Annotated in this window: 15 protein-coding genes; 10 read left to right on the plus strand and 5 right to left on the minus strand. The window is 72.4% G+C overall.

Annotated features, from left to right (window positions below; genetic code table 11):
• Nucleotides 1–21 precede the first annotated feature (21 nt).
• Nucleotides 22–624 carry a hypothetical protein gene (locus tag PZB77_RS06140; protein WP_275491544.1) on the minus strand — a complete coding sequence of 201 codons (603 nt, stop codon included), beginning with the start codon at nt 622–624 and terminating at the stop codon, nt 22–24.
• A gap of 199 nt (nt 625–823) precedes the next feature.
• Complete coding sequence (locus tag PZB77_RS06145; RefSeq protein WP_343299841.1) at nt 824–3,574, minus strand: cellulose binding domain-containing protein; 2,751 nt, start codon at nt 3,572–3,574, stop codon at nt 824–826.
• A 682-nt stretch (nt 3,575–4,256) separates the two neighbouring features.
• Here PZB77_RS06145 and PZB77_RS06150 point away from each other — a divergent pair.
• Nucleotides 4,257–5,378, plus strand: coding sequence for a hypothetical protein (locus PZB77_RS06150; protein ID WP_275491545.1), 1,122 nt, complete (start codon nt 4,257–4,259; stop codon nt 5,376–5,378).
• A 222-nt stretch (nt 5,379–5,600) separates the two neighbouring features.
• On the opposite strand, the gene PZB77_RS06155 is transcribed toward PZB77_RS06150, so the two are convergent.
• Nucleotides 5,601–6,521: an EamA family transporter gene (locus tag PZB77_RS06155; protein ID WP_275491546.1), complete on the minus strand. Its 921-nt coding sequence runs from the start codon at nt 6,519–6,521 to the stop codon at nt 5,601–5,603.
• 46 nt (nt 6,522–6,567) lie between these two features.
• Here PZB77_RS06155 and PZB77_RS06160 point away from each other — a divergent pair, with 46 nt between their 5' ends.
• Nucleotides 6,568–7,116: a MarR family transcriptional regulator gene (locus PZB77_RS06160; RefSeq protein WP_275491547.1), complete on the plus strand. Its 549-nt coding sequence runs from the start codon at nt 6,568–6,570 to the stop codon at nt 7,114–7,116.
• Between the two features lie 484 nt (nt 7,117–7,600).
• Nucleotides 7,601–8,389 (plus strand): SAM-dependent methyltransferase, encoded by a 789-nt coding sequence (locus PZB77_RS06165; protein WP_275491548.1) that lies wholly within the window; start codon nt 7,601–7,603, stop codon nt 8,387–8,389.
• Nucleotides 8,390–8,519: 130 nt separating this feature from the next.
• On the opposite strand, the gene PZB77_RS06170 is transcribed toward PZB77_RS06165, so the two are convergent.
• Entirely contained in the window at nt 8,520–9,839 is a 1,320-nt protein-coding gene (locus PZB77_RS06170) for an alpha/beta fold hydrolase (RefSeq protein ID WP_275491549.1), read from the minus strand.
• Nucleotides 9,840–10,786: 947 nt separating this feature from the next.
• Here PZB77_RS06170 and PZB77_RS06175 point away from each other — a divergent pair.
• The 7 genes from PZB77_RS06175 to PZB77_RS06205 all read left to right on the plus strand — a co-directional run bounded on the left by PZB77_RS06175 (nt 10,787) and on the right by PZB77_RS06205 (nt 17,478).
• Entirely contained in the window at nt 10,787–12,436 is a 1,650-nt protein-coding gene (locus PZB77_RS06175; RefSeq protein WP_275491550.1) for an ATP-binding protein, read from the plus strand.
• Nucleotides 12,433–12,879: a roadblock/LC7 domain-containing protein gene (locus tag PZB77_RS06180; RefSeq protein WP_275491551.1), complete on the plus strand. Its 447-nt coding sequence runs from the start codon at nt 12,433–12,435 to the stop codon at nt 12,877–12,879. Before PZB77_RS06175 ends, PZB77_RS06180 begins: the two co-directional genes overlap by 4 nt.
• Entirely contained in the window at nt 12,876–13,235 is a 360-nt protein-coding gene (locus PZB77_RS06185) for a DUF742 domain-containing protein (protein WP_275491552.1), read from the plus strand. The genes PZB77_RS06180 and PZB77_RS06185 overlap by 4 nt, the downstream gene beginning before the upstream one ends.
• Before the next feature lie 133 nt (nt 13,236–13,368).
• On the plus strand, nt 13,369–13,899 hold the full coding sequence (locus PZB77_RS06190; RefSeq protein ID WP_275495931.1) for an ATP/GTP-binding protein: 531 nt from the start codon (nt 13,369–13,371) through the stop codon (nt 13,897–13,899).
• Nucleotides 13,896–15,266, plus strand: coding sequence for a cytochrome P450 (locus PZB77_RS06195; RefSeq protein WP_275491553.1), 1,371 nt, complete (start codon nt 13,896–13,898; stop codon nt 15,264–15,266). The genes PZB77_RS06190 and PZB77_RS06195 overlap by 4 nt, the downstream gene beginning before the upstream one ends.
• 115 nt (nt 15,267–15,381) lie before the next feature.
• A complete protein-coding gene (locus PZB77_RS06200) occupies nt 15,382–16,587 on the plus strand; it encodes a cytochrome P450 (protein WP_275495932.1) in 1,206 nt (401 codons plus the stop codon).
• 267 nt (nt 16,588–16,854) lie between these two features.
• Complete coding sequence (locus tag PZB77_RS06205; RefSeq protein ID WP_275491554.1) at nt 16,855–17,478, plus strand: pyridoxamine 5'-phosphate oxidase family protein; 624 nt, start codon at nt 16,855–16,857, stop codon at nt 17,476–17,478.
• Between the two features lie 69 nt (nt 17,479–17,547).
• Here PZB77_RS06205 and PZB77_RS06210 read toward each other — a convergent pair whose 3' ends face one another.
• On the minus strand, nt 17,548–18,372 hold the full coding sequence (locus tag PZB77_RS06210; protein WP_275491555.1) for an SAM-dependent methyltransferase: 825 nt from the start codon (nt 18,370–18,372) through the stop codon (nt 17,548–17,550).
• Nucleotides 18,373–18,456 lie beyond the last annotated feature (84 nt).

An 18,456-nucleotide genomic window follows, 5' to 3' on the forward strand; every position in this document is an offset into this window, starting at 1 on the left:
GTGCCGTGTCGCCGTGCCGTGTCAGGACTCCTCGAAGTAGGCGTCCAGGACCACGTCGAGCTCCTCCGGCCACTCCTTGAGCCGGCTCCGGCTCTCCGCGACGACCTCGCCGTTGAACCAACGGCGGGCGGAGAGGTGGACGGTGAGGGTGAACCGGCGGGCGGTGCGGGCCGTCTTCACCTCGACCGCGGAGATCTCGGCCCAGTCGAACTCGGCCTCCTGGTCGTCCAGCGTGAACCGGATCCCCTCCTTGTCCACGCGGATGGATCCACGCCGGTCGCTGACCTCGAAGACCGGCGCACCGGACTCGTCGCCGTCGTCGGATCCGGCCCGCGTTCCGCCCTCGGGCGCGTCCTCGGACACGTCCTGTCCGTGGCCGGGTTCCACGTCGGCGGTCGCGTCGGCGGCCGGCTCGGCGGCCTGCTTCCCCGCGGCCGTCTCGCCGCCGGTGACGGCCGGGACGGCGTCCTGGACGTCCGCGTCGCCGTCCGCCGCTTCCGCCGTCGCGCCGGCCTCGTCGTCCTCCGTCCGCGCCGGTACGGGGGCCGTCAGGCCGGGGATGTACGCCGGGTCGGTTCCCGCGGCGAACTCGGGCTTCGTCTGTGACTCCATGCTTCGCTCCACGGCGGGCAGTATGGTCGACGAACCTGTACGAGACCAGTCATGCTGCCCGGTCCCGCCTCGGAGCCCTCCCCCGCCCGCCCCCGTCCGCGGGCGGCCCACCGCACACGGCACAAGGGGAAGCATCGCTTCCGCGCGGTGTCCTCCGCCGTGGCGCGCCCGGAGGAGCGCACGGCAAGGTGCGCGGAAGCGACGCCCGCCTTCAGCTGCCGAGGGCGCAGCTCTTCCCGCCGAGGGTGAAGGCGCTCGGCTTGCCGTTGCTCCCGGTCCAGCTGCCGGTGAACCCGAAGGACGCCGACGCGCCCGCCGCGAGGGCGCCGTTCCAGCCGGCGTCGGTGGCCGTCACGGCGGCACCGGCCTGCTGGACGGTGGCGTTCCAGGCCTGTGAGACCTGCTGCCCGTTGGCGAAGTTCCAGGTGAGTTTCCAGCCGCTGATCGCCGTGGCACCGGTGTTGGTGAGCGTGACGTCGCCCTGGAAGCCGCCGGACCACTGATTGGTGATCTTGTAGGTCACCTTGCAGGCGGTGGAGGTTCCGGGATCGGTGCCCGGGTCCGTCCCCGGATCGGTGCCCGGGTCCGTGCCGGGATCGGTGGTGCCCCCGTCACCGGCCGGGGAGTCGCCGTACAGGATGCCCCGGCCGTTGGTGGAGACGTAGACGCGACCGAAGACGCGCGGGTCGCCGGTGATCGCTCCACCGGTCCACCCCCACTGGTGGGCGTCGTCGTTGATCCGCGTCCAGCTGGCGCCCGCGTCGGTGGACCGGAAGATGCCGCGCACCCCGCCGATCTTCGCGCTGGTGAACAGGGTCTGGTAGGAGGCGCCCTGGGCCGCCTTGCCGAAGCCGATGGAGTCGGCCTGCGTGACGTTCGAGAGCTTGGTGAAGGTGGCGCCGGAGTCGGTGGAGTGCCAGAGCCCGTACGTGCCCGTCGCCGCGCCGCCGGCCAGCCAGACGTCGCCCTCGATGCCCGGGACCGCCTTGAAGCGGACGTTGCCCGCCGCGGGGAGGCCGGTGGAGGGCTTCGCCGTGAAGGTGGCGCCGGAGTCGGTGGAGACGTAGAAGACGCCGGACTTGTAGCCGTAGAACTTCTTCGGGTTCTTGCGGTCCGACTCCACGGTGGCGCCGGCCGGGATACCGGAGGACGCCGTCCACGACGAGCCGAAGCCGGTGGTGCGGACCACGCCGGTGCCCGCCGGGCTCCAGACGAACGAACTGCCGTCCGCAGCCGCCGCGACGGTGCCGCCGCCGGTGACGCCCGAGGGGTCGGTGCCGCCGAACCAGTTGGCGCCGTTGTCGGTGGAGAAGGCGACGTGCGGGGCCGCGTCCGCGTCACCCACCCGCACCACGGTGCTGGGGGACGCCTCCGCGAAGTCGAGGCTGGTGGTGGAGGTGAAGTTGGGCGAGGTGTACATCATCGCGGGCACGGCGTCGAGATTGGTGTGCCGGAAGCCGCCGACGTCGAGCAGACCGCTGAGCAGCGGGGCACCGGAGGGCGGGCTGGCCAGGTCGTTGACGGCCGTCTCCTCGATGCCCTTCACCATGGGCGTGATCGTGAACTTGCTGCCGCTGTCCCAGTTCTTGAGGTTCTCCGTACCGAAGAGCGTCGCCCCGGTGCCGTACATCATCCGGTTGGAGTCGAACGGGTCGATCTCCAGCGACTCCGTCATCCAGCCGAGCTTCGGACTGGTCTCGGGCGGCGAGGGGTTGGCGCCCCACGTGAGCCAGGGGACGGAGGAGACGTCCTGGGTGTAGCGGGTGGAGCGGGTGGGGTAACTCGTGTACTCCCAGGCGGTGGTCCAGGTGGCGCCGCTGTCGGTGGACCGGAAGATCTGGGTGTCCGGGAACCAGGAGCTGTAGGCGGTCGCCATCAGCGTCCCGGGCTTCTGCCGGTCCACGGTGAGTCCGCTGAAGCCGTAGTACGTGTCGGCCTCGGCGACCGGGCTGACGTCCAGCCAGGTGCCGGTGGCGGTGTCGTAGCGGGCGATCTTGCCCTTGCCCCCGTCGTACGGGCCGCCGGTGTCGCTCAGTGAGAGGTAGAGGTAGCCGGTGCCCTCGTCCAGGACACCCTTGTGCGCCAGGTAACCGGTGGGCTGTCCGGCGATCCGGGTCCAGGTGGCGCCGGCGTCGGTGGAGCGGTAGACGGTGTTCGCCTTGTCCGCCACCCCGACGTAGATGTTCTTGGTGGCCGTACCGGAGGTGCCGCCCCGCCCGTCGAACGTCACCCAGGTGACGCCCTGGTTGTCATTGCCGTAGCCGCTGGTGTCGGTCGGGTCCTGGGAGTAGTTGCCGGGGTTGGTGAAGCTGGTGACCTTGGACCAGGTGGCGCCCGAGTCGGTCGACCGCCAGAGGCCGTTGCCGCTCGGGGCGCCCAGGTAGAGCACCGAGTTCTTGTGCGGGTCGACGGCGAGCCGCTCGCCCATCCCGCGCCCGGGCATGTTGCCGCCGAGCTTGAAGGGGAGCACCGAGGGCGTCCAGGTGGCACCCCGGTCCGTGGAGCGCAGCACCGCGCCCTTGGTGGGGTCCCAGTCGTTGGTGTACGTACCGGCGGCGACGTACACGTTGTTCGGGGCGACCGGGTCGGAGGCGAGGCTCACCACGCCGGTCCAGCCCCAGTGGTCCCAGTCCACGGAGTCGAGGAGCGGCTTCCACTGTTTGCCCGACTGGTCCCAGCGGTAGGCGCCGCCGATGTCGGTACGGGCGTACGCGAGGTTCTTCTCGCTCCGGTTGAAGACGATGCCCGGGACGAAACCGCCGCCGTCCACGCGGACGTTCTTCCAGGTGTACGAGTCCGCCGCCAGTGCGGTGGCCGACGACAGATCGGATGCTTCCGCAGTAGTGGCAGCGGTCTGCGACGACCGGGGCTGCGCCACCGAGGGGGTGGCGATGCCCGACAGACCTGCTGACAGGGCGAACGCCGCCAGCAGGGTGGCGAAGGGTCTGGCTCTCAAGCGCACGGAAAAGTCCTCTCCGAGCTGGACCGCCACACAGGTGGCAGTGGGCCGATGCGGGTGGTGGGAGCGCTCCCATGTGCAGCCCGATGGTAGCGGCGCACGGCATCGCGGAGAAGGGGTGGGACGCGAGGTCATCGGATGAATTCTGGCGCGGCGTGACGGAGTTGAGGGCGAGACCAGCCCTGCCCGCAAGGCCGGCAGGCGCGGCTCCCGGGCATTCCGGTCCGGTGATCCGAGCCCGGAGTCGGTGGGCCGGTACGGCGCACCCGCCCGGCGCGGGGTGGGGGCTGCCGAACAGGTCGACGGAGAGCCCGTGGCGGGCGATGGACGCAGCGTGGCGGGGGTTGGGGCGGGGTGCCGCTGATCGGTCTCCAGGCGACCGGAGGCCCCCGGTCCATCGACCGCGGCACGCTGTTCAACGATCGCGGCTCATGAGGCCGGATTTGCTTGGGGCCCCTGGTCGCTCGACGGTGCGGACATGGACGGAATGCGTCGGCCGCCGCAGGCGGTCCGAGAAGGCGGCGGGCACGGCAGGCCCGGCGGCGCGACGACGCGTCCGGGGCGCGGGCCCTCGAAGCGTCGGCAGGCAGGCGCCAACCCGTCGGGGCACCTTGTCGAGAGGCCCGCACGCCCGTTCAGAACCTGGCAGCCTGACTGGACACCGCACCGTCCAGGAGGACTCACCATGACCGAAACCCTGAATGGCGCTATTGACGCCGGTGGCGACGACGAGGCCGACCGCGAGGCGGTCGAGCATGAGCGGGCCAAGATGCGGGAGTTCATCAAGGGTTTGAGCCCGGACGACATCAAGTCGGGCGGATGGTTCAGCAAACTCATGGCCCACGCCATGAGTTCGTACACCGAGAAGGTCGACTGGTCGTATTTCCAGCAGCGCTACGAAGGCGTTCCCCCGGACGCTGTCGTCGACCAGCGAATCAAGATGGCGGCTCGGTACGCCGCCCTCGAAGGAGGACTCTCCGCCGGCGCCTACACGGCGGCCGTCGCCGCCACCATCGGGAGCCTGGGCGGTGCGTCACCGGCGACCGTCCCGGCCGCCGTCGCGACCATGATGGTCGATGTCACGTTTATCAGCCAGCTGCAACTGCGCCTGGCCTACGACATATCGGTCCTCTACCGTGTCCCGCTCGATCTCTCCGACCCCGAGGACATGTGGAAGCTCATCCGTGTCGCCTTCACGATCAAGAGCGGGGAGGTGGCCCAGAAGGGCGTGGTCAAGGTGGTCCCGGCCATGATGCGACCGTTGATCAAGCGCTTCTACTCTAAAGCTGTGTTGAGCGCAGGAAGGAGTCTTCCCTTCGTCGGCAAGTTCCTTCTGCAGCGCAACGTCATCAAGATCGGCATACCCGTCGTCGGCGTACCTCTCGCGGTGGTACTGAATCGCTACACGACACTGCTTGCGGGGCGGCACGCGCAGGCCGTCTTCCGGAACGAAGCTCGTGTGATCGAAATCGCCGGGCGCCTCAGTGAGAGGAGCCGCCACCCGCAGCTGATGCTGTGGGTCGCGTGGCTCGTCATCGCTGCGAACCAGAAGATCGCCGACGACGAGGCCTTGCTGATGCGACACCTGGTGAGGCTGGTCCGGGAACGGCATCAGGTCGTCGACGAACGGCTTGCCCACCTTGTCGACCTCGATCCCGACGAGGTCTGGAGCCGCCTGGACGCCGAGCCGGGAGATCTGAGCGACCTCGTGGAGGTGGCCGACCGAGTGGCCGCGGTGGACGGCGCCGTCAACGCACGTGAGAAGGCCGTCATCTCCGATCTGCGGGACCGCTGCCGTCGGGTTTGACACGCCCTCGGGGCTTCGCCCGCAAGAAAGACGGCTCCATGAGAGCCGGAGAGCGGCCGCCGGAGGTGAACCTCTCCGGCGGACCACTGCCCACCGCGCTCCCCCCCGGCCCTCTTCACGCGTTCAACTCCTCCAGCGGCTGGCCGGTGGCCCGCGTCCTCGCGGTGTGCTCCCACGCAATGGCAGCGGAGCAGCCATCGGCCCCGCGGGGCCGAGCCGGTCTCAGCGCTCCCGTGTCAGGGCGGCCGGGCGTCCGGACGGGTCCCCGGGCCGAGGGGCCCGGCGGACGCGCAGGGCGCGGGTGCGGGGGCGGCCGAGCAGGACGGCCGCGAGGATCAGCGCCATCCCGGCGAGCTGCCGGCCGGTGAGGCTCTCCGCCGCCAGCACCGTGCCGAGCAGGACGCCGGTCACCGGGTTGAGGAGGCCGACCAGGCCGACCGTGGCGGCGGGCAGCAGGCGCAGGGCGGCGAACCATGCGAGGAAGGCGAGGGCGGTGGCGACCACGGTGACGTACCCGAAGGCCAGGAGTGCCCCGGGATCCAGCGGTGGGGGCCCTCCCTCGAACGCCGCCGCCGCCGCGGTCAGGAGCACTCCGCCGAAGCAGAGCTGCCAGGCGGTGGTGGCGAGGACCCCGGCGCCGGAACTCCAGCGCTGGGAGAGCACGTACCCGAGGGACGAGACCAGCATGGCCGCGACCGACGCGATCAGGCCGCCGGCCCCGCTTCCGCCCGAACCGCCCCACATCATCAGCGCCACTCCCGAGAGGCCGGCCACACCTCCCGCCAGATGGGCGGCGCGGGGGCGCTGGGCGAGCAGGACCCAGGCGGTCACCGTCATGACCAGCGGGGAGAGCGCCATCACCATCGACGCGGTGCTGGTGGCCAGCCGCTGCGCGGCGATGTAGACCAGCACGAAGAAGGCGCTGGTGTTCAGCAGTCCCAGTACGGCGGACCGCCACCACCAGACGCCCTTCGGCCTGGCCCGGGCGAGAGAGAGCAGGAGGCACCCGGCCGGCAGGGCGCGCAGCGCGGCTCCCCAGAGCGGATACCCGGCTGGGAGGTAGTGGCGGGTGACGTAGTAGGTGGTGCCCCAGGCCACCGGTGCCACCGCGGCGGTGACGATCCCCCGTTTATTTGCTTCCATGGAAGGTACATTAGCTTCCATGGAAGACACTGCATAGGGTGGGGCCATGCAGGAGTCCCAGGAGCACCAGGAACCGCCGCTCGACCACGTGGCCCGCATCCAGGCCGCCTGGCGCCGCGAACGCCCCGACCTCGACGTCGGTCCGCAGGCCGTCATCGGCCGCCTGCACCGCATCGCCACCCTGCTCACCCGGGAGTTGTGCGTGGTGTACCAGCGATACGGCCTCAGCGAGGGCGAGTTCGACGTCCTCGCGGCGTTGCGCCGGGCCGGCGCCCCGTTCGAGCGGGCACCCGGGGAGCTGGCCGCGCACACCATGGTGACCACCGGTGCGATGACCAAGCGCATCGACCGGCTGGAGCGGTCGGGGCTGGTGACCCGGCGCCGGGGGGACGGGGACGGCCGGGGCCGGGTCGTCGCCCTCACCGTGCCGGGGCGTGAACTCATCGACCGGGCGTTCACCGATCACATGCACAACGAGCAGCGCCTCCTCGGCACGATGCCGCCGGCGCGGGCCGACGAGCTGGAGGGCCTCCTGACCGCCTGGCTCGCCCGGCTGGAGGACCCGGGCGGCGACGCGTCCGACGTCGGGCGCTGAGACCCGACCGGTGGGACCGCCGGTCGGCCCACGGGTCGCGTGGGCTCCGTACGACACGGGTCGCGTGCCGGACGTTCCCGACACGGCGCCACGTGCCGGGACTTCGGTACCGAGCCGTACGACCCCGTGGACACGGCGGCCCGTGCCGGGGAGCGGGCGCAGTCGCGCGGCCAGGACTCCCCCGGGCCGCCGGCGCACCGCGGAAGTCGGGCAGCCGGAGGAGTGCGCGGGCGGCCTCCCGGGCGGCCGCCGTCCGGTCCGGGCCGCCGCACACGACGGCCGGCACGCACCCGCGGGCGGGGAGCCCTCCTACCAGGCTTTTTGACTGTTCCTCAGCGCGCCGCACCGCCCGGCGCACGCTCGTTGTCACGGAGACCCGGGGAGACGCGCGCGAGGCGCGTGGAGGGAGGTACGGTCGTGCCGTGCGGGCAACCGGTCACGCCCCGGCCAACTGCACCCTTTGAAGCGCGAGTAGGAGATTCTGATGGCCACTGACGACGTCGAGTTCCGCAAGCAGATCCGTGCCGACATACCCCACTCCGCGCGGGTGTGGAACGCGTGGCTGGGCGGTAAGGACAACTATCCCGTCGACCGCGAGCTGGCGGACGCGGTCACCGCCGCCTACCCGGCGATGGCCGCCATCGCGCAGGCGTCGCGCGCCTTCCAGGCCCGGGCGATACGTCACCTCGGCTCGCTGGGCGTCCGCCAGTTCCTGGACGTCGGCACGGGGCTGCCGGTGGAGAACAGCACCCACCAGGTCGCGCAGTCCATCGATCCGACGTCGCGGATCGTCTACGTGGACAACGACCCCATCGTCCTGGTCCACGCCGCCGCACTGCTGACCAGCTCGCCCGAGGGCGCCACGGCGTTCGTGGACGAGGACCTCACGAACACCGATGCCGTGGTGGACGAGGCGGAGAAGACCCTGGACCTCTCCCAGCCGGTGGCCGTGCTCCTGCTGTCGACCCTCGGGCACCTGCTCCCGGAGGACGGGATCAAGGTGGTCCAGTCGTACATGTCCCGCATGCCGTCGGGCAGTTACCTGGTCATCTGCGACACCGTCAAGACCCCGGCCACGCTCGCGGCCCAGGACGCGTACGACTCGGGCGACAACCCGCCCTACCTGGTGCGCGAGCCCGAGGAGATCACCGGCTGCGCCGAAGGGCTGGAGCTGCTCGACCCGGGGTTCCTCTCCATCACGTACTGGCGCCCGGAGGGCGAGCCCGAGGGCCCCGGCGTCGACCAGTGGGGTCTCGTCGCCCGTAAGCCCTGACGCTCCTCGCGCGGCCCGGCCGCGTCTACGGCACACCGAGGGTCCCTCCGCACGGGCGGGGGACCCTCGGCGCCTCCGGCCGCGGTCAGGGCCGGGGCCGGGGTCAGGGGGCAGGCCTGCGGGGGCGGGGTCAGGGCTGCAGGGGCATGGTCCAGCAGTTGGACCCCGCGGACTTGCCGGCGAGCCGGTCGGTCAGCCAGGAGATGGCGTCGCCCTGGTCGGTGAGGAGCGGGACCAGGTGGTTGGTGACGATCTTGTCCCCGAGGTTGGGGAGGACGATGGCGTCGTAGGTGACGTTCGCGCCCTTCTTGCACCAGTCGACGGCGAGTTGACGCGCCTGGGCGTGCGGCACGATGTCGTCCTGGATGCCGGTGGCCACCCGTACCGGGGTGGTGGGCTTGAGGGTGCCGATGCGCTGCGCGTCGAGCGTGGCCTTGAGCTGCGGAATCGTGTCGACCAGCTGGCTGAGGCTCTTGCCGCTGGTCGTCCAGGAGCTGCTCTTCCTGAAGCCGTAGCCGAAGAGCGCGTCACCGATGCACATCGTCGAGAGGTCGGCGAGGGCCGCCTTGCCCGCCGCGTTGATCTGGGCGTCCGCGAGGGGCCGGAGGGACGGGTCGGTCTGCAGGAAGCCGTTGAGGGACCATCCCAGCGCCCCGGCCAGGGCGCTGCCGTCGATCCCCTTGAGGGTGGCGGCCAGGTCGGCCGGGGGTGCGCCGACGTAGGCACCGGCCAGCTTGACGTCCGGCGCGTAGGTGGGCTGGAGCTCGGCGGCCGAGGCGCTGGCGCCGCCGCCCTGGCTGTAGCCGTACAGCCCCACCGGAGAGGCGGCGGTGACGGACGCGCCGCTGACACCGCGTGCCGCGCGGGCGGCGTCGAGGAGCGCGTGGCCGCCGTCCACCCGGCTGACGTAGGTGTGCAGCCGGTCGGTGGCGCCGAGGCCCGCGTAGTCGGTGACGACGACGGCCGTACCGGCGGCCAGCAGCCGGTAGATGGAGAGGTCCTCGTAACCGACCGACACCGTCTCCCCGTTGAGGGTGAGCGGGTTCTGGAGGCCCAGCGAGGCCGCGCACTGGTCGCCCTGCCCCATCGTGCCGGGCGCCAGGGCGACGAGCGGACGCGGTCCGCTCCCCTTCCACGTCGCCGCCGGCTCGATGTAGGCGCCGGTCACGGCCACCGGGAGGCCGTTGGAGTCGGTGGACTTGTACATCAGCCGGGTCGCCTTGCCGGGCAGCGGGCCGCCCAGGCTGGGCAGGCTCAGCGCCAGCGGGAGCGGCTCGGTGCGCACCAGCGCGCCGTCCGCCGCCGGCAGGGCCTGGGGCGGGGTGTAGAAGGCGGGGATCTCCACGCCCCGGGAGACCACCGGAGCCGCGGCGGCCGCCGCGGGAAGCGTCTGGGCGCCCACGACGGCCGCGGCGGCGACGCCCGCCGCCAGCAGACGCCGGGCGATCATCCCCGCGTTCCGGGGCCGGGCCGGCGCGGCGGTCCGCCCGCGGCCCGACGCCGCGACGGAGGGACGAGGGGGACGAGCACTGCTGGGCAGTTTCACGCGGCTCACTCCTTGGATCTGGGGGAAGGACGAGAGTTCGCTCCCGGTGGTGGTGCCGCGCCGGCGGTGCCCGCCCGTGGAGAACGTGCGCGCCGAGTGGCGCGCGACGGTACGGGGCGGGACGTGGCGGACGAGGCACCCGGGCCCTGATTCCGCACCGGGATGTGCGGGGTGTACGGGATGTGCTGCGGGTGCGGGTGGCGCGGGTTGCGGGTGGCACGGAAGGTGCGGGGGTGCGGTGCGCGAGGGTGAGGTGCGCCGGGGCTGAGATCGGCGTGCGCGCCGGGGTGGGGGCGGGACGTACGCGTCGGTGTCGCGGGTGCGGTGGGGGTGGTGGCACCTGCGCCGGTGTCGCGGGTGGGACGGGGCGGCGGCACGTGCGCCGGGGTGCGGGTGCGCTGGGCTTCGGTGCTCGGGACCGGGGCGCTCGGAACTGCCCCGGGCCGAGGCCTGGGCGACCCCGACGAGCCCTGGGAGAGGGTTGGTTACTGACCAGTCAGGATGGAGAGTAGGACCGGGTGTCACTCAGTGACAAGACGTCTGCACATGCCGGATTCCGCCGCGCGCCGGGCAGCCCCGGGCTCACGTCCGAGGACCGCCCCGGCGGCGCCCCGGGCGGAGCGAGGGCCGGTCGCCGCACACGGATCGCGCCCGACGGGGTCACGAGTGCGACAAGTCGCCCTTTTGGTGCCCACCTTGACGATCTTTCTCCCGCACTCCCCTTGGAAATCAATCCGGTTGGTCTAGGCTCTGCTTGCCTTCGATCTCGCAAGGGAGTTCGACGTGTTCTGGAAGGGTTCGCTCCTCGTGGCTGGCGCTGTGTTCTGCAAGGCGGTCGGGACGAGGTCGTCGTGGTGAGCCCGCCCGACGACGGGGTGAAGCCGCCCGTGGCACGGGCGCCCCGGCAGGGGAAGAGGCCCGTACTCCGGCCCGCCGTGATCTGGCCGGCCGCCGGCGTGGTCGCGGCCGTCTGCGCGGTGTCGGCCCTGGCTCTCCCCGACGGCCGGGCGACGCGTTCGCTGGCGGCCGCCGGTGTCGCGGCCGCCGTTCTGCTGCTGGCCCCCCTGGTGCTGCTGGCCCGCACCCTCAAGGCCGAACGCGCGCAGCGCGCCCGGGTCACGGCGCTCGCCTCGGCACGCGACGCGGAGGTGGCGCACCTCGCCCGGGTGCGCGTACCCGCCATCGCCGAACTGCTGCGCACCGGAGCGCGGGTGGACGGGGCCCCGGGGCCGCTGCGCGCCCCACACGAGACCGGTGAGGAGTTCGCGCGGGCGCTGGACTCGGTGGCGCACGTGCTGGGCTCGGACGCGGCGGTGCACCGGGAACGTGCCCTGCGCGACTCGGTGATGGCCGCCTTCGAGTCGGTGGCCCGCACCATGCACGTGATGGCCACGGTCCAGCAGCAGGTGCTGGACCAGGTCGAGCGCTCCCTCGACGATCCCCGTCTCATGGCCGAGGTGATGAAGGCCGACCACGCGGCCTCGCAGATGACCCGCAAGGCGCAGACGCTGCTGGTGATGTGCGGCATCTGGCCCGCGCGCCGGGAGACCCGGCCGGTCTCGCTCTACGACTGCGTGCGCGGCGCGCAGTCGCGGATCGTGGAGTTCGGACGGATCGAGGTGCACGGCGGGCAGACCCTGTACGCGGCGCCTCCCGCGGCGGAGGGGCTGATGCACGCCATCGCCGAACTCCTGGAGAACGCAACGGTGTTCTCACCCTCCCGCTCCCAGGTCGTGGTCAGCGTCCGGGAGGTGGGCGCCGGCGCGGTCGTCGAGATCGACGACGCCGGGCTCGGCATGCCGCCGGACGTGCTGCAGCAGGCCCGCGACCAGCTCCACGACGATCTGGACCTGACCCGCCTGGGCGCGGTGCCCCGCCTCGGTCTCGCCTGTGTCGGGCGGTGGAGCCGCGAACTCGGCTTCAACGTGGAGCTGAGCGGGACCTCCGCGTACGGCGGGACCCGTGCCGTGATGTTCGTACCGTTCCGGCTGCTGACCGAACCGGTGGTCAAGGCTTCGGCGCACAGGCGGGCGGAGTCGTGGCCCGACGGGTCCACCGAGGGCCGGGGTCGCGACGGCGGTGCCGCCGAGCACGCACGGCCGGACGAACGCGACGGCATCCGTTACGGCGACCCGGACGGTGAACGGGACGGCGGCCCCGCCCCGGCCCCCGGGACCGTCCCGCAGACGGCGGACCTCCCGCGGCGGCGCAGCCGGCGCGGACCGGTCCGCTCCCCGCAGGCCCCCGACGCCGCGGCTCCGACGGCCCGGCACGCGGCGCCGCAGGTGCGGCCCGAGGCCGATGCGGCGCCGCCGTGGACGCCGGAGGCGGCCCGCGCGTCGATCAGCAGCGTGGTGTCGGGCACCTTGCGCGGCCGTGCCGCGCTCGGTGCTGCCGGCACAGGCCCCGCACCGGCTTCCGACCGCCCCGCGGCGGCGGCGGCGGCCGATGAACCCCCCCTGCCCCATTCCCCTCACCAGCACCACGGAGGCCGGTCGTGACCGGAACCATCACTCGACTTCCCGACCTGGGCTGGATGCTCCGCCCCCTCACCGAGATCCCCGGCGTCCGGCACGCCGTGGTCGTCTCCGAGGACGGCCTGCGGCTCGGACACGCGTCCGCCGAGAACCTCAAGGGCCCGGTGTCGGGCCTCAGCGTCGCCGAGGCGGAGTCGCTCTCGGCGGCCTGCGCGGCGATGACCATGACGGGTCGTTCCACGACCACGCTCCTGTTCGGCTCCGGTGTGGGGCTGCGACAGCTGATGCTCGAGTCCGACCAGGGGTTCGTGCTCTTCACCCATGCCGGGGTCGGCGCGCACCTGGGCGTCGCCACCGATCTGGAGGCGGATGTCGGGCTCGTGGCACAGCAAATGCAGCTGCTGGTGGCGAAGATCGGCGCGCACCTGAGCAGTCTGCCGCGGGATCAGGCCACCGCGTCGTCATGACGGGCCGGCCCGAGGAGCCGAGAGCCTCGGCGGTACGCCCCTATGTCATCACCCGCGGCCGGGCGGAGTCCGGCGGGCAGCCGCTGTCCTGGGAGTCGCTGGTGATGGCCACCGAGGCGGCGTTCCCGGCGTCCCTCCAGCCGGAGCACCTCGCCATCCTGACGCACTGCGAGGGGCTCATCTCGGTCGCGGAGGTGGCCGCCCACCTCCACCAGCCGCCGTCGGTCGTCCAGGTGCTGCTCTCCGATCTCCTCCAGTGGGGGCTGATCGTCACCCGTCCGCCCATTCCCGCGGCCGAACGCGCCGACCTGACCATGCTCAGAAAGGTCCTCGATGGTCTCGAAAGCCGCATCTGAAGCTTTCGCCGGGGCCGCTCCCGTGATCGCCCGGGGTGCCGGGCCCGGTCCCGGGACCGCTCCGGCCGTCGGGGCTCCCGGCGTCCCGCCGGCGGGGAAGTACCTCGCCTCCAGCGTCGCGGGCGCCGCGAAGATCCTGGTCGTCGGCCCCCTGGGGGTGGGCAAGACCACGCTGATCGGGACGGTTTCGGAGATCGAGCCGCTCTTCACCGAAGCCGCGATGACCCAGGCGGGGGCGCGGGTCGACACCGTGGTGGACAGCGGGAAGACGACCACCACGGTCGCCCTGGACTTCGGGCGGCTGACCATCGACGGCGATCTGGTGCTCTACCTGTTCGGTACGCCGGGCCAGCAGCGGTTCCTGCCGGCCTGGCGGGATCTCGCCAAGGGCGCGCTGGGGGCGCTCGCCCTGGTGGACACCCGGGACCTGACCGCGTCCTTCGACGCCCTCGGCAACCTGGAGGACCTCGATCTGCCGTTCGCCGTCGCCGTGAACGTGTTCCCGGGCAGCCCGCTCCACGACCCGGACGATCTGCGCGCGGCTCTCGACCTGCTGCCGGGGACGCCGCTGGTCCTCTGCGACGCACGCGACGAGTCGTCGTCGATCCGGGCCCTGATCGCCCTCGTCAGCCACCTCATCCATGTCGCCACGGAGCCCTCATGAGCACCCCGCACCCCCCGGCCGGGTCCGCCGCCCGCTGCCCCTGGCCCGCCGGGGCCCCCTCGGCGGCCCCGGCGGCAGCGCTGTACGGACCGGAGCTCGACGGCGACGCGATGACCGCCCTGTACGAGGAGCTGCGCGGCGTGCACGGGCCGGTCGCGCCGGTCCGGATGGCGCCGGGCATCGACGCGTGGCTGGTGATGGGCCACCGCGAGTTGCTGCAACTCACCCGCGAGGAAGCGGACTTCTCCCACGACCCGCGTCGCTGGAGTCTGCTGCGCGAGGGCCGGGTGCCCGCCGACTCGCCGATCCTTCCGATGGTCGGCTGGCGTCCGGCGCTGCTCTTCGCCGACGGACAGCAGCACCGCAGGATGCGGGCCGCCGTCTCGGACGCCCTCGCCGGGATCAACGGACACGAGCTGCGCCGGAGCGTGCGCGCCGCCGCCGAGGAGCTGATCGCGTCGTTCGCCGGGCGGGGCGAGGCGGACCTGGTCGCCCACTACGCCCGTACCCTGCCGTTGCGGGTGATCACCGGACTGCTCGGGGTGGACGACCGCACCGGTCGCGACCTGGTGGAGGCCGTGGCGGGCACCGCCTCCGCCACCAGTGCCTCGGCGGACGCCAGCCGGCGGATGGGCGCGATCCTCTACGGACTGATCAAGGAGAAGCGGCGGAAGCCCGGTGAGGACATCACCTCGGCCCTGCTGCAGCACCCGGCGGAACTCACCGACGAGGAGGTGCTGCACAACCTGGTGGTGATGTTCGTCGCGGGCAACCAGACCACGGTGAACTGGATCGCCACCACGCTGCGCATCCTCCTCACCGACCCGGCGTTCCGGTCCTCGCTGACCGGCGGCCACCTCAGCGTGGACGACGCGCTCGATCTGGTCCTGTGGCGCTTCCCGCCCACCCAGAACTTCCCCGCCCGCTACGCCACCCGCGACATGCGCTTCGGCGGCCAGGACATCCGTACCGGCGACATGCTGATCCTGGGCCTGGCCGCGGCCAACGCGGACCCGGAGATCCTGCCGGCCGACGGCGCGCCGGTGGTCGGCAACCGCTCCCACCTGGCGTTCGGCGCCGGACCGCACACCTGTCCCGCGCAGGATCCGGCCCGGCTGATCACCAGGACGGCGGTGGACACCATCCGTCACCGGCTGCCCGATCTCGAACTCGGCGTACCCGAAGACGAGTTGGAGTGGATCAAGTCGCCGTGGAGCAAGGGCCTGGGCGCCCTTCCGGTGCGGTTCAGCACCCCGCAGCTCCCCCAGGGAACGGTCCCGCCGCAGTCGGCCCAGGACCTCGTACCGCGGCGGACGACGCCCTGGAACACCGTCCCGCTGCGGCCGTCCACGACCGTGCCGGACTGACCCGTACGGCGCCGGTCTTCGGCGGCGCCGGGCCCCACACATCCTCGAACCCCTGATCTGGAGAGCGCTGTTGAACACGTCACCGGTGAACCCCGCGGCCGAGGGGCCGTACCGCATGGACGCGGCGGGCGGCTGTCCGCACGCGGCCAACGCCCGGCTGCTGGAGCGGTCCGCGGTCGCGTCGGTGATCCTGCCCGGCGAGGTGGAGGGCATGGCGGTCCTGGGTCACGACGCGCTGCGGGAGTTCCTCTCGCACCCCGACGTCGCCAAGAACGCCGCGCACTTCGCGGCGCTGCAGGCCGGGGAGATCGCGGACGGCTGGCCGCTGAAGACGTTCGCCACGGTGCAGGGGATGACGACCGCCGACGGTGCCGACCACCGGCGGCTGCGGTCCCTGATGAGCAAGGCCTTCACCCCGCGCCGGGTCGAGGAGCTGCGGCCGCGCATCACCGCCCTGACGGCCTCGCTCCTGGACGGCCTGGAGGGAGCGGCCGAAGCCGGGGAGGGCGTGGCCGATCTGCGCAGGCACTTCGCGCTGCCGCTGCCGATGGGCGTCATCTGCGAACTGCTGGGGGTGGAGGCCGCGCACCACGACCGGCTGCACCGGCTCTCCAACCAGATCGTCGCCACGGACATCGGCCCTGCCGAGGCGATGGCCGCCAACCGGGAGATGGTGGCGGTGCTGAGCGAGGTCGCGGCCGCCCGCACGGACGACCCCGGGGACGACCTCACCAGCGCGTTGATCGCGGCCCGTGAGGAGAACGGCGACCGCCTCGGCCCGCAGGAGCTGATCGGCACCCTGATGCTCACGATCATCGCCGGGCACGAGACGACCCTCAACCTCATCACCAACGCCGTGCGGGCGCTCTGCACCCACCGTGACCAGCTCGCCCTGGTCCTCGCGGGCGGGGCGAGCTGGGAGGACGTGGTGGAGGAGACGCTGCGCTGGGACAGCCCGGTCAGCTTCTTCCCGTTCCGCTACCCGACGCGCGACCTGGAGCTCGACGGCACGGTGATCCCGAAGGGGACGCCGGTGCTGGCCGGTTACTCGGCGGCCGGCCGCGACACGAAGGCCCACGGCCCCGACGCGGCGCGCTTCGACATCACCCGCGACAGCAAGGCCCGCCACCTCTCGCTGGGCCACGGCGCGCACTTCTGCATGGGCGCTCCGCTGGCCCGGATGGAAGGCACCGAGGCCCTGCGGCAGCTGTTCACCCGCTTCCCCGACCTCGATCTGGCCGTACCGGAGCCCGAACTGCCCCGGCACGCCTCCTTCGTGGGCAACAGCGTGCAGAAGCTCCCGGTCCGGCTGCACGGCTGACCGGCGACGGACACGGCGGTACACGGGGGCGCGGCGACCGGCCGCGCCCCCGCGCCGTGTCCCCGCGGGCCCGGCACTCCCCCGCACCCTGGCGTACGGCTCCGATGCGCCTCCCGTCCCCGGAAGCCCGGGCCCTCTCCGCCTCGCCCCCGGCGCCGGACAGCGGCTGGGCCGGTACCGGAGGGCAACTTCCTTTTGTCGCGGGGGAATTACGGTTATCGTCAGCCTCGATCATGACATCACCGCCATGATCGGAAATGAGGGATCATGAACCGGTACGCCCATCTCGCGTTCACCCAGACGGTACGCGGCGTCCAGCGGGAGCGGGGCAGCGGCGAGGCGATGGAGCGGCTGCTCCGCGGGGATCCGGAGGAGTTCGACCGGATCGGCCCGGCGGAGGCCGCGTTCATCACCGAGCGGGACCACTTCTACCTGGCCAGCGTGACGGCGGACGGCTGGCCCTACGTGCAGCACCGGGGCGGCCCGCCCGGCTTCGTGCACGTACTGGACGAAGGCACCCTGGCCTACACGGAGGTCAGGGGCAACCGGCAGTACATCACCACCGGGAACCTCCGGGACGACGACCGGGTCTCCCTCTTCTTCATGGACTACCCGCGCCGGCTCCGGCTGAAGGTCATGGCCCGCGCGGAGATCCTGGACATCGCGCGCGAGGCGGAGCTGAGCGAACGGCTCGCCGACGTCGTCTCCGACGGCAGGCCCGAGCAGCTGATGGTGTTGCGCGTCGAGGGAACCTCCTGGAACTGCTCCAAGCACATCACGCCCCGCTTCTCGGAGGAGGAACTCGCCGACGCGCTGCTTCCGGTGCGGCAGCGGATCGCCGAACTCACGGCCGAGAACGAGGCGTTACGCGCGAGGCTCCAGGACCGGTGACACTCCGCGAGGCGGCCCGGGAGAGGTGGTGTCCACCTCCCCCGGGCCGCCTCCGGCGTGTGCCGGACGTCAGCCGGCGGCGATCTTCGCCCTGATCAGCCAGAGGCGGTTGGCGTGCCGCCGGCCGCGGGGCTGCACGTCGTACGGCCACCGTCCCTCGCCGGCGCCGGGCTGGCCCGGCTCCTTCAGGTCGGCGACGTCCCAGCCGTTCGCCTCCAGGAAGGGCTCCGGCTCGTCGGTCCCGAAGATCCACGGGGTGCCGTCGTCGGCCAGCTTGTCCAGGAAGGGCTTGGAGAACGGGCTGCGCAGCAGACCCCGGCCGAGGATGTCGAAGGCCAGGTGGCTGCCGGGCGCGGACGCCGAGGCGAGCAGCCGCAGCAGGCCGGCGGCCTGCTCCTCGGTGAGGAAGAAGGTCAGCGCCTCCGCGACCCACAGGGTGGGCTTGGACGGGTCGAAGCCCGCCTCCGTGAGCGTGGGCAGCCACTCCTGGGTGAGGTCGGCGGAGACCTCGTGGCGGCGGACGGTGGGCTTGGCGCCCAGGGCGTCCAGCCGGCGCCGCTTCTCCTCGATGAGGGGGCCGTGGTCCACCTCGTAGACGTCGATGTCGTCGGGCCACTCGAGGCGGAAGGCACGGGTGTCCATGCCGGCGGCTATCAGCACCACCTGGTGGATCGTGCCGTCGGCGAGGAGATCGCGGATCGCGTCGTCGAGGTAGCGGGTGCGGATGGTGATGAACGGCAGCAGTCCGCCGCCCGCGTAGCGGTCGATCAGCTCGAAGCCCTTGGGCTCGGCGAGATCGCGGGCCAGCGGGTCGACGTACAGGGCGTCCTCGCGCTCCGACTCGATAGCGCGGGCTGCGGCCATCCACTGGGCGGTGTACGAAACGGCGTGCATGGGCTGGGTGGTCCCTTCTCAGGTGGAAACGGCGTGCGGTGGGGATGCGCGGTCCGGTGGGAACGCGCCGTGCGGTGGTGCGGT

This window comes from Streptomyces sp. AM 2-1-1 (assembly GCF_029167645.1).
Lineage (GTDB): Bacteria > Actinomycetota > Actinomycetes > Streptomycetales > Streptomycetaceae > Streptomyces.

Coding starts and splice junctions, on each gene's coding strand:
- PZB77_RS06150 (WP_275491545.1), top strand. CDS start 4,257: ATGACCGAAACCCTGAATGGCGCTATTGACGCCGGTGGCGACGACGAG.
- PZB77_RS06155 (WP_275491546.1), bottom strand. CDS start 6,521: ATGGAAGCAAATAAACGGGGGATCGTCACCGCCGCGGTGGCACCGGTG.
- PZB77_RS06160 (WP_275491547.1), top strand. CDS start 6,568: ATGCAGGAGTCCCAGGAGCACCAGGAACCGCCGCTCGACCACGTGGCC.
- PZB77_RS06165 (WP_275491548.1), top strand. CDS start 7,601: ATGGCCACTGACGACGTCGAGTTCCGCAAGCAGATCCGTGCCGACATA.
- PZB77_RS06170 (WP_275491549.1), bottom strand. CDS start 9,839: ATGATCGCCCGGCGTCTGCTGGCGGCGGGCGTCGCCGCCGCGGCCGTC.
- PZB77_RS06185 (WP_275491552.1), top strand. CDS start 12,876: ATGACGGGCCGGCCCGAGGAGCCGAGAGCCTCGGCGGTACGCCCCTAT.
- PZB77_RS06195 (WP_275491553.1), top strand. CDS start 13,896: ATGAGCACCCCGCACCCCCCGGCCGGGTCCGCCGCCCGCTGCCCCTGG.
- PZB77_RS06200 (WP_275495932.1), top strand. CDS start 15,382: ATGGACGCGGCGGGCGGCTGTCCGCACGCGGCCAACGCCCGGCTGCTG.
- PZB77_RS06205 (WP_275491554.1), top strand. CDS start 16,855: ATGAACCGGTACGCCCATCTCGCGTTCACCCAGACGGTACGCGGCGTC.
- PZB77_RS06210 (WP_275491555.1), bottom strand. CDS start 18,372: ATGCACGCCGTTTCGTACACCGCCCAGTGGATGGCCGCAGCCCGCGCT.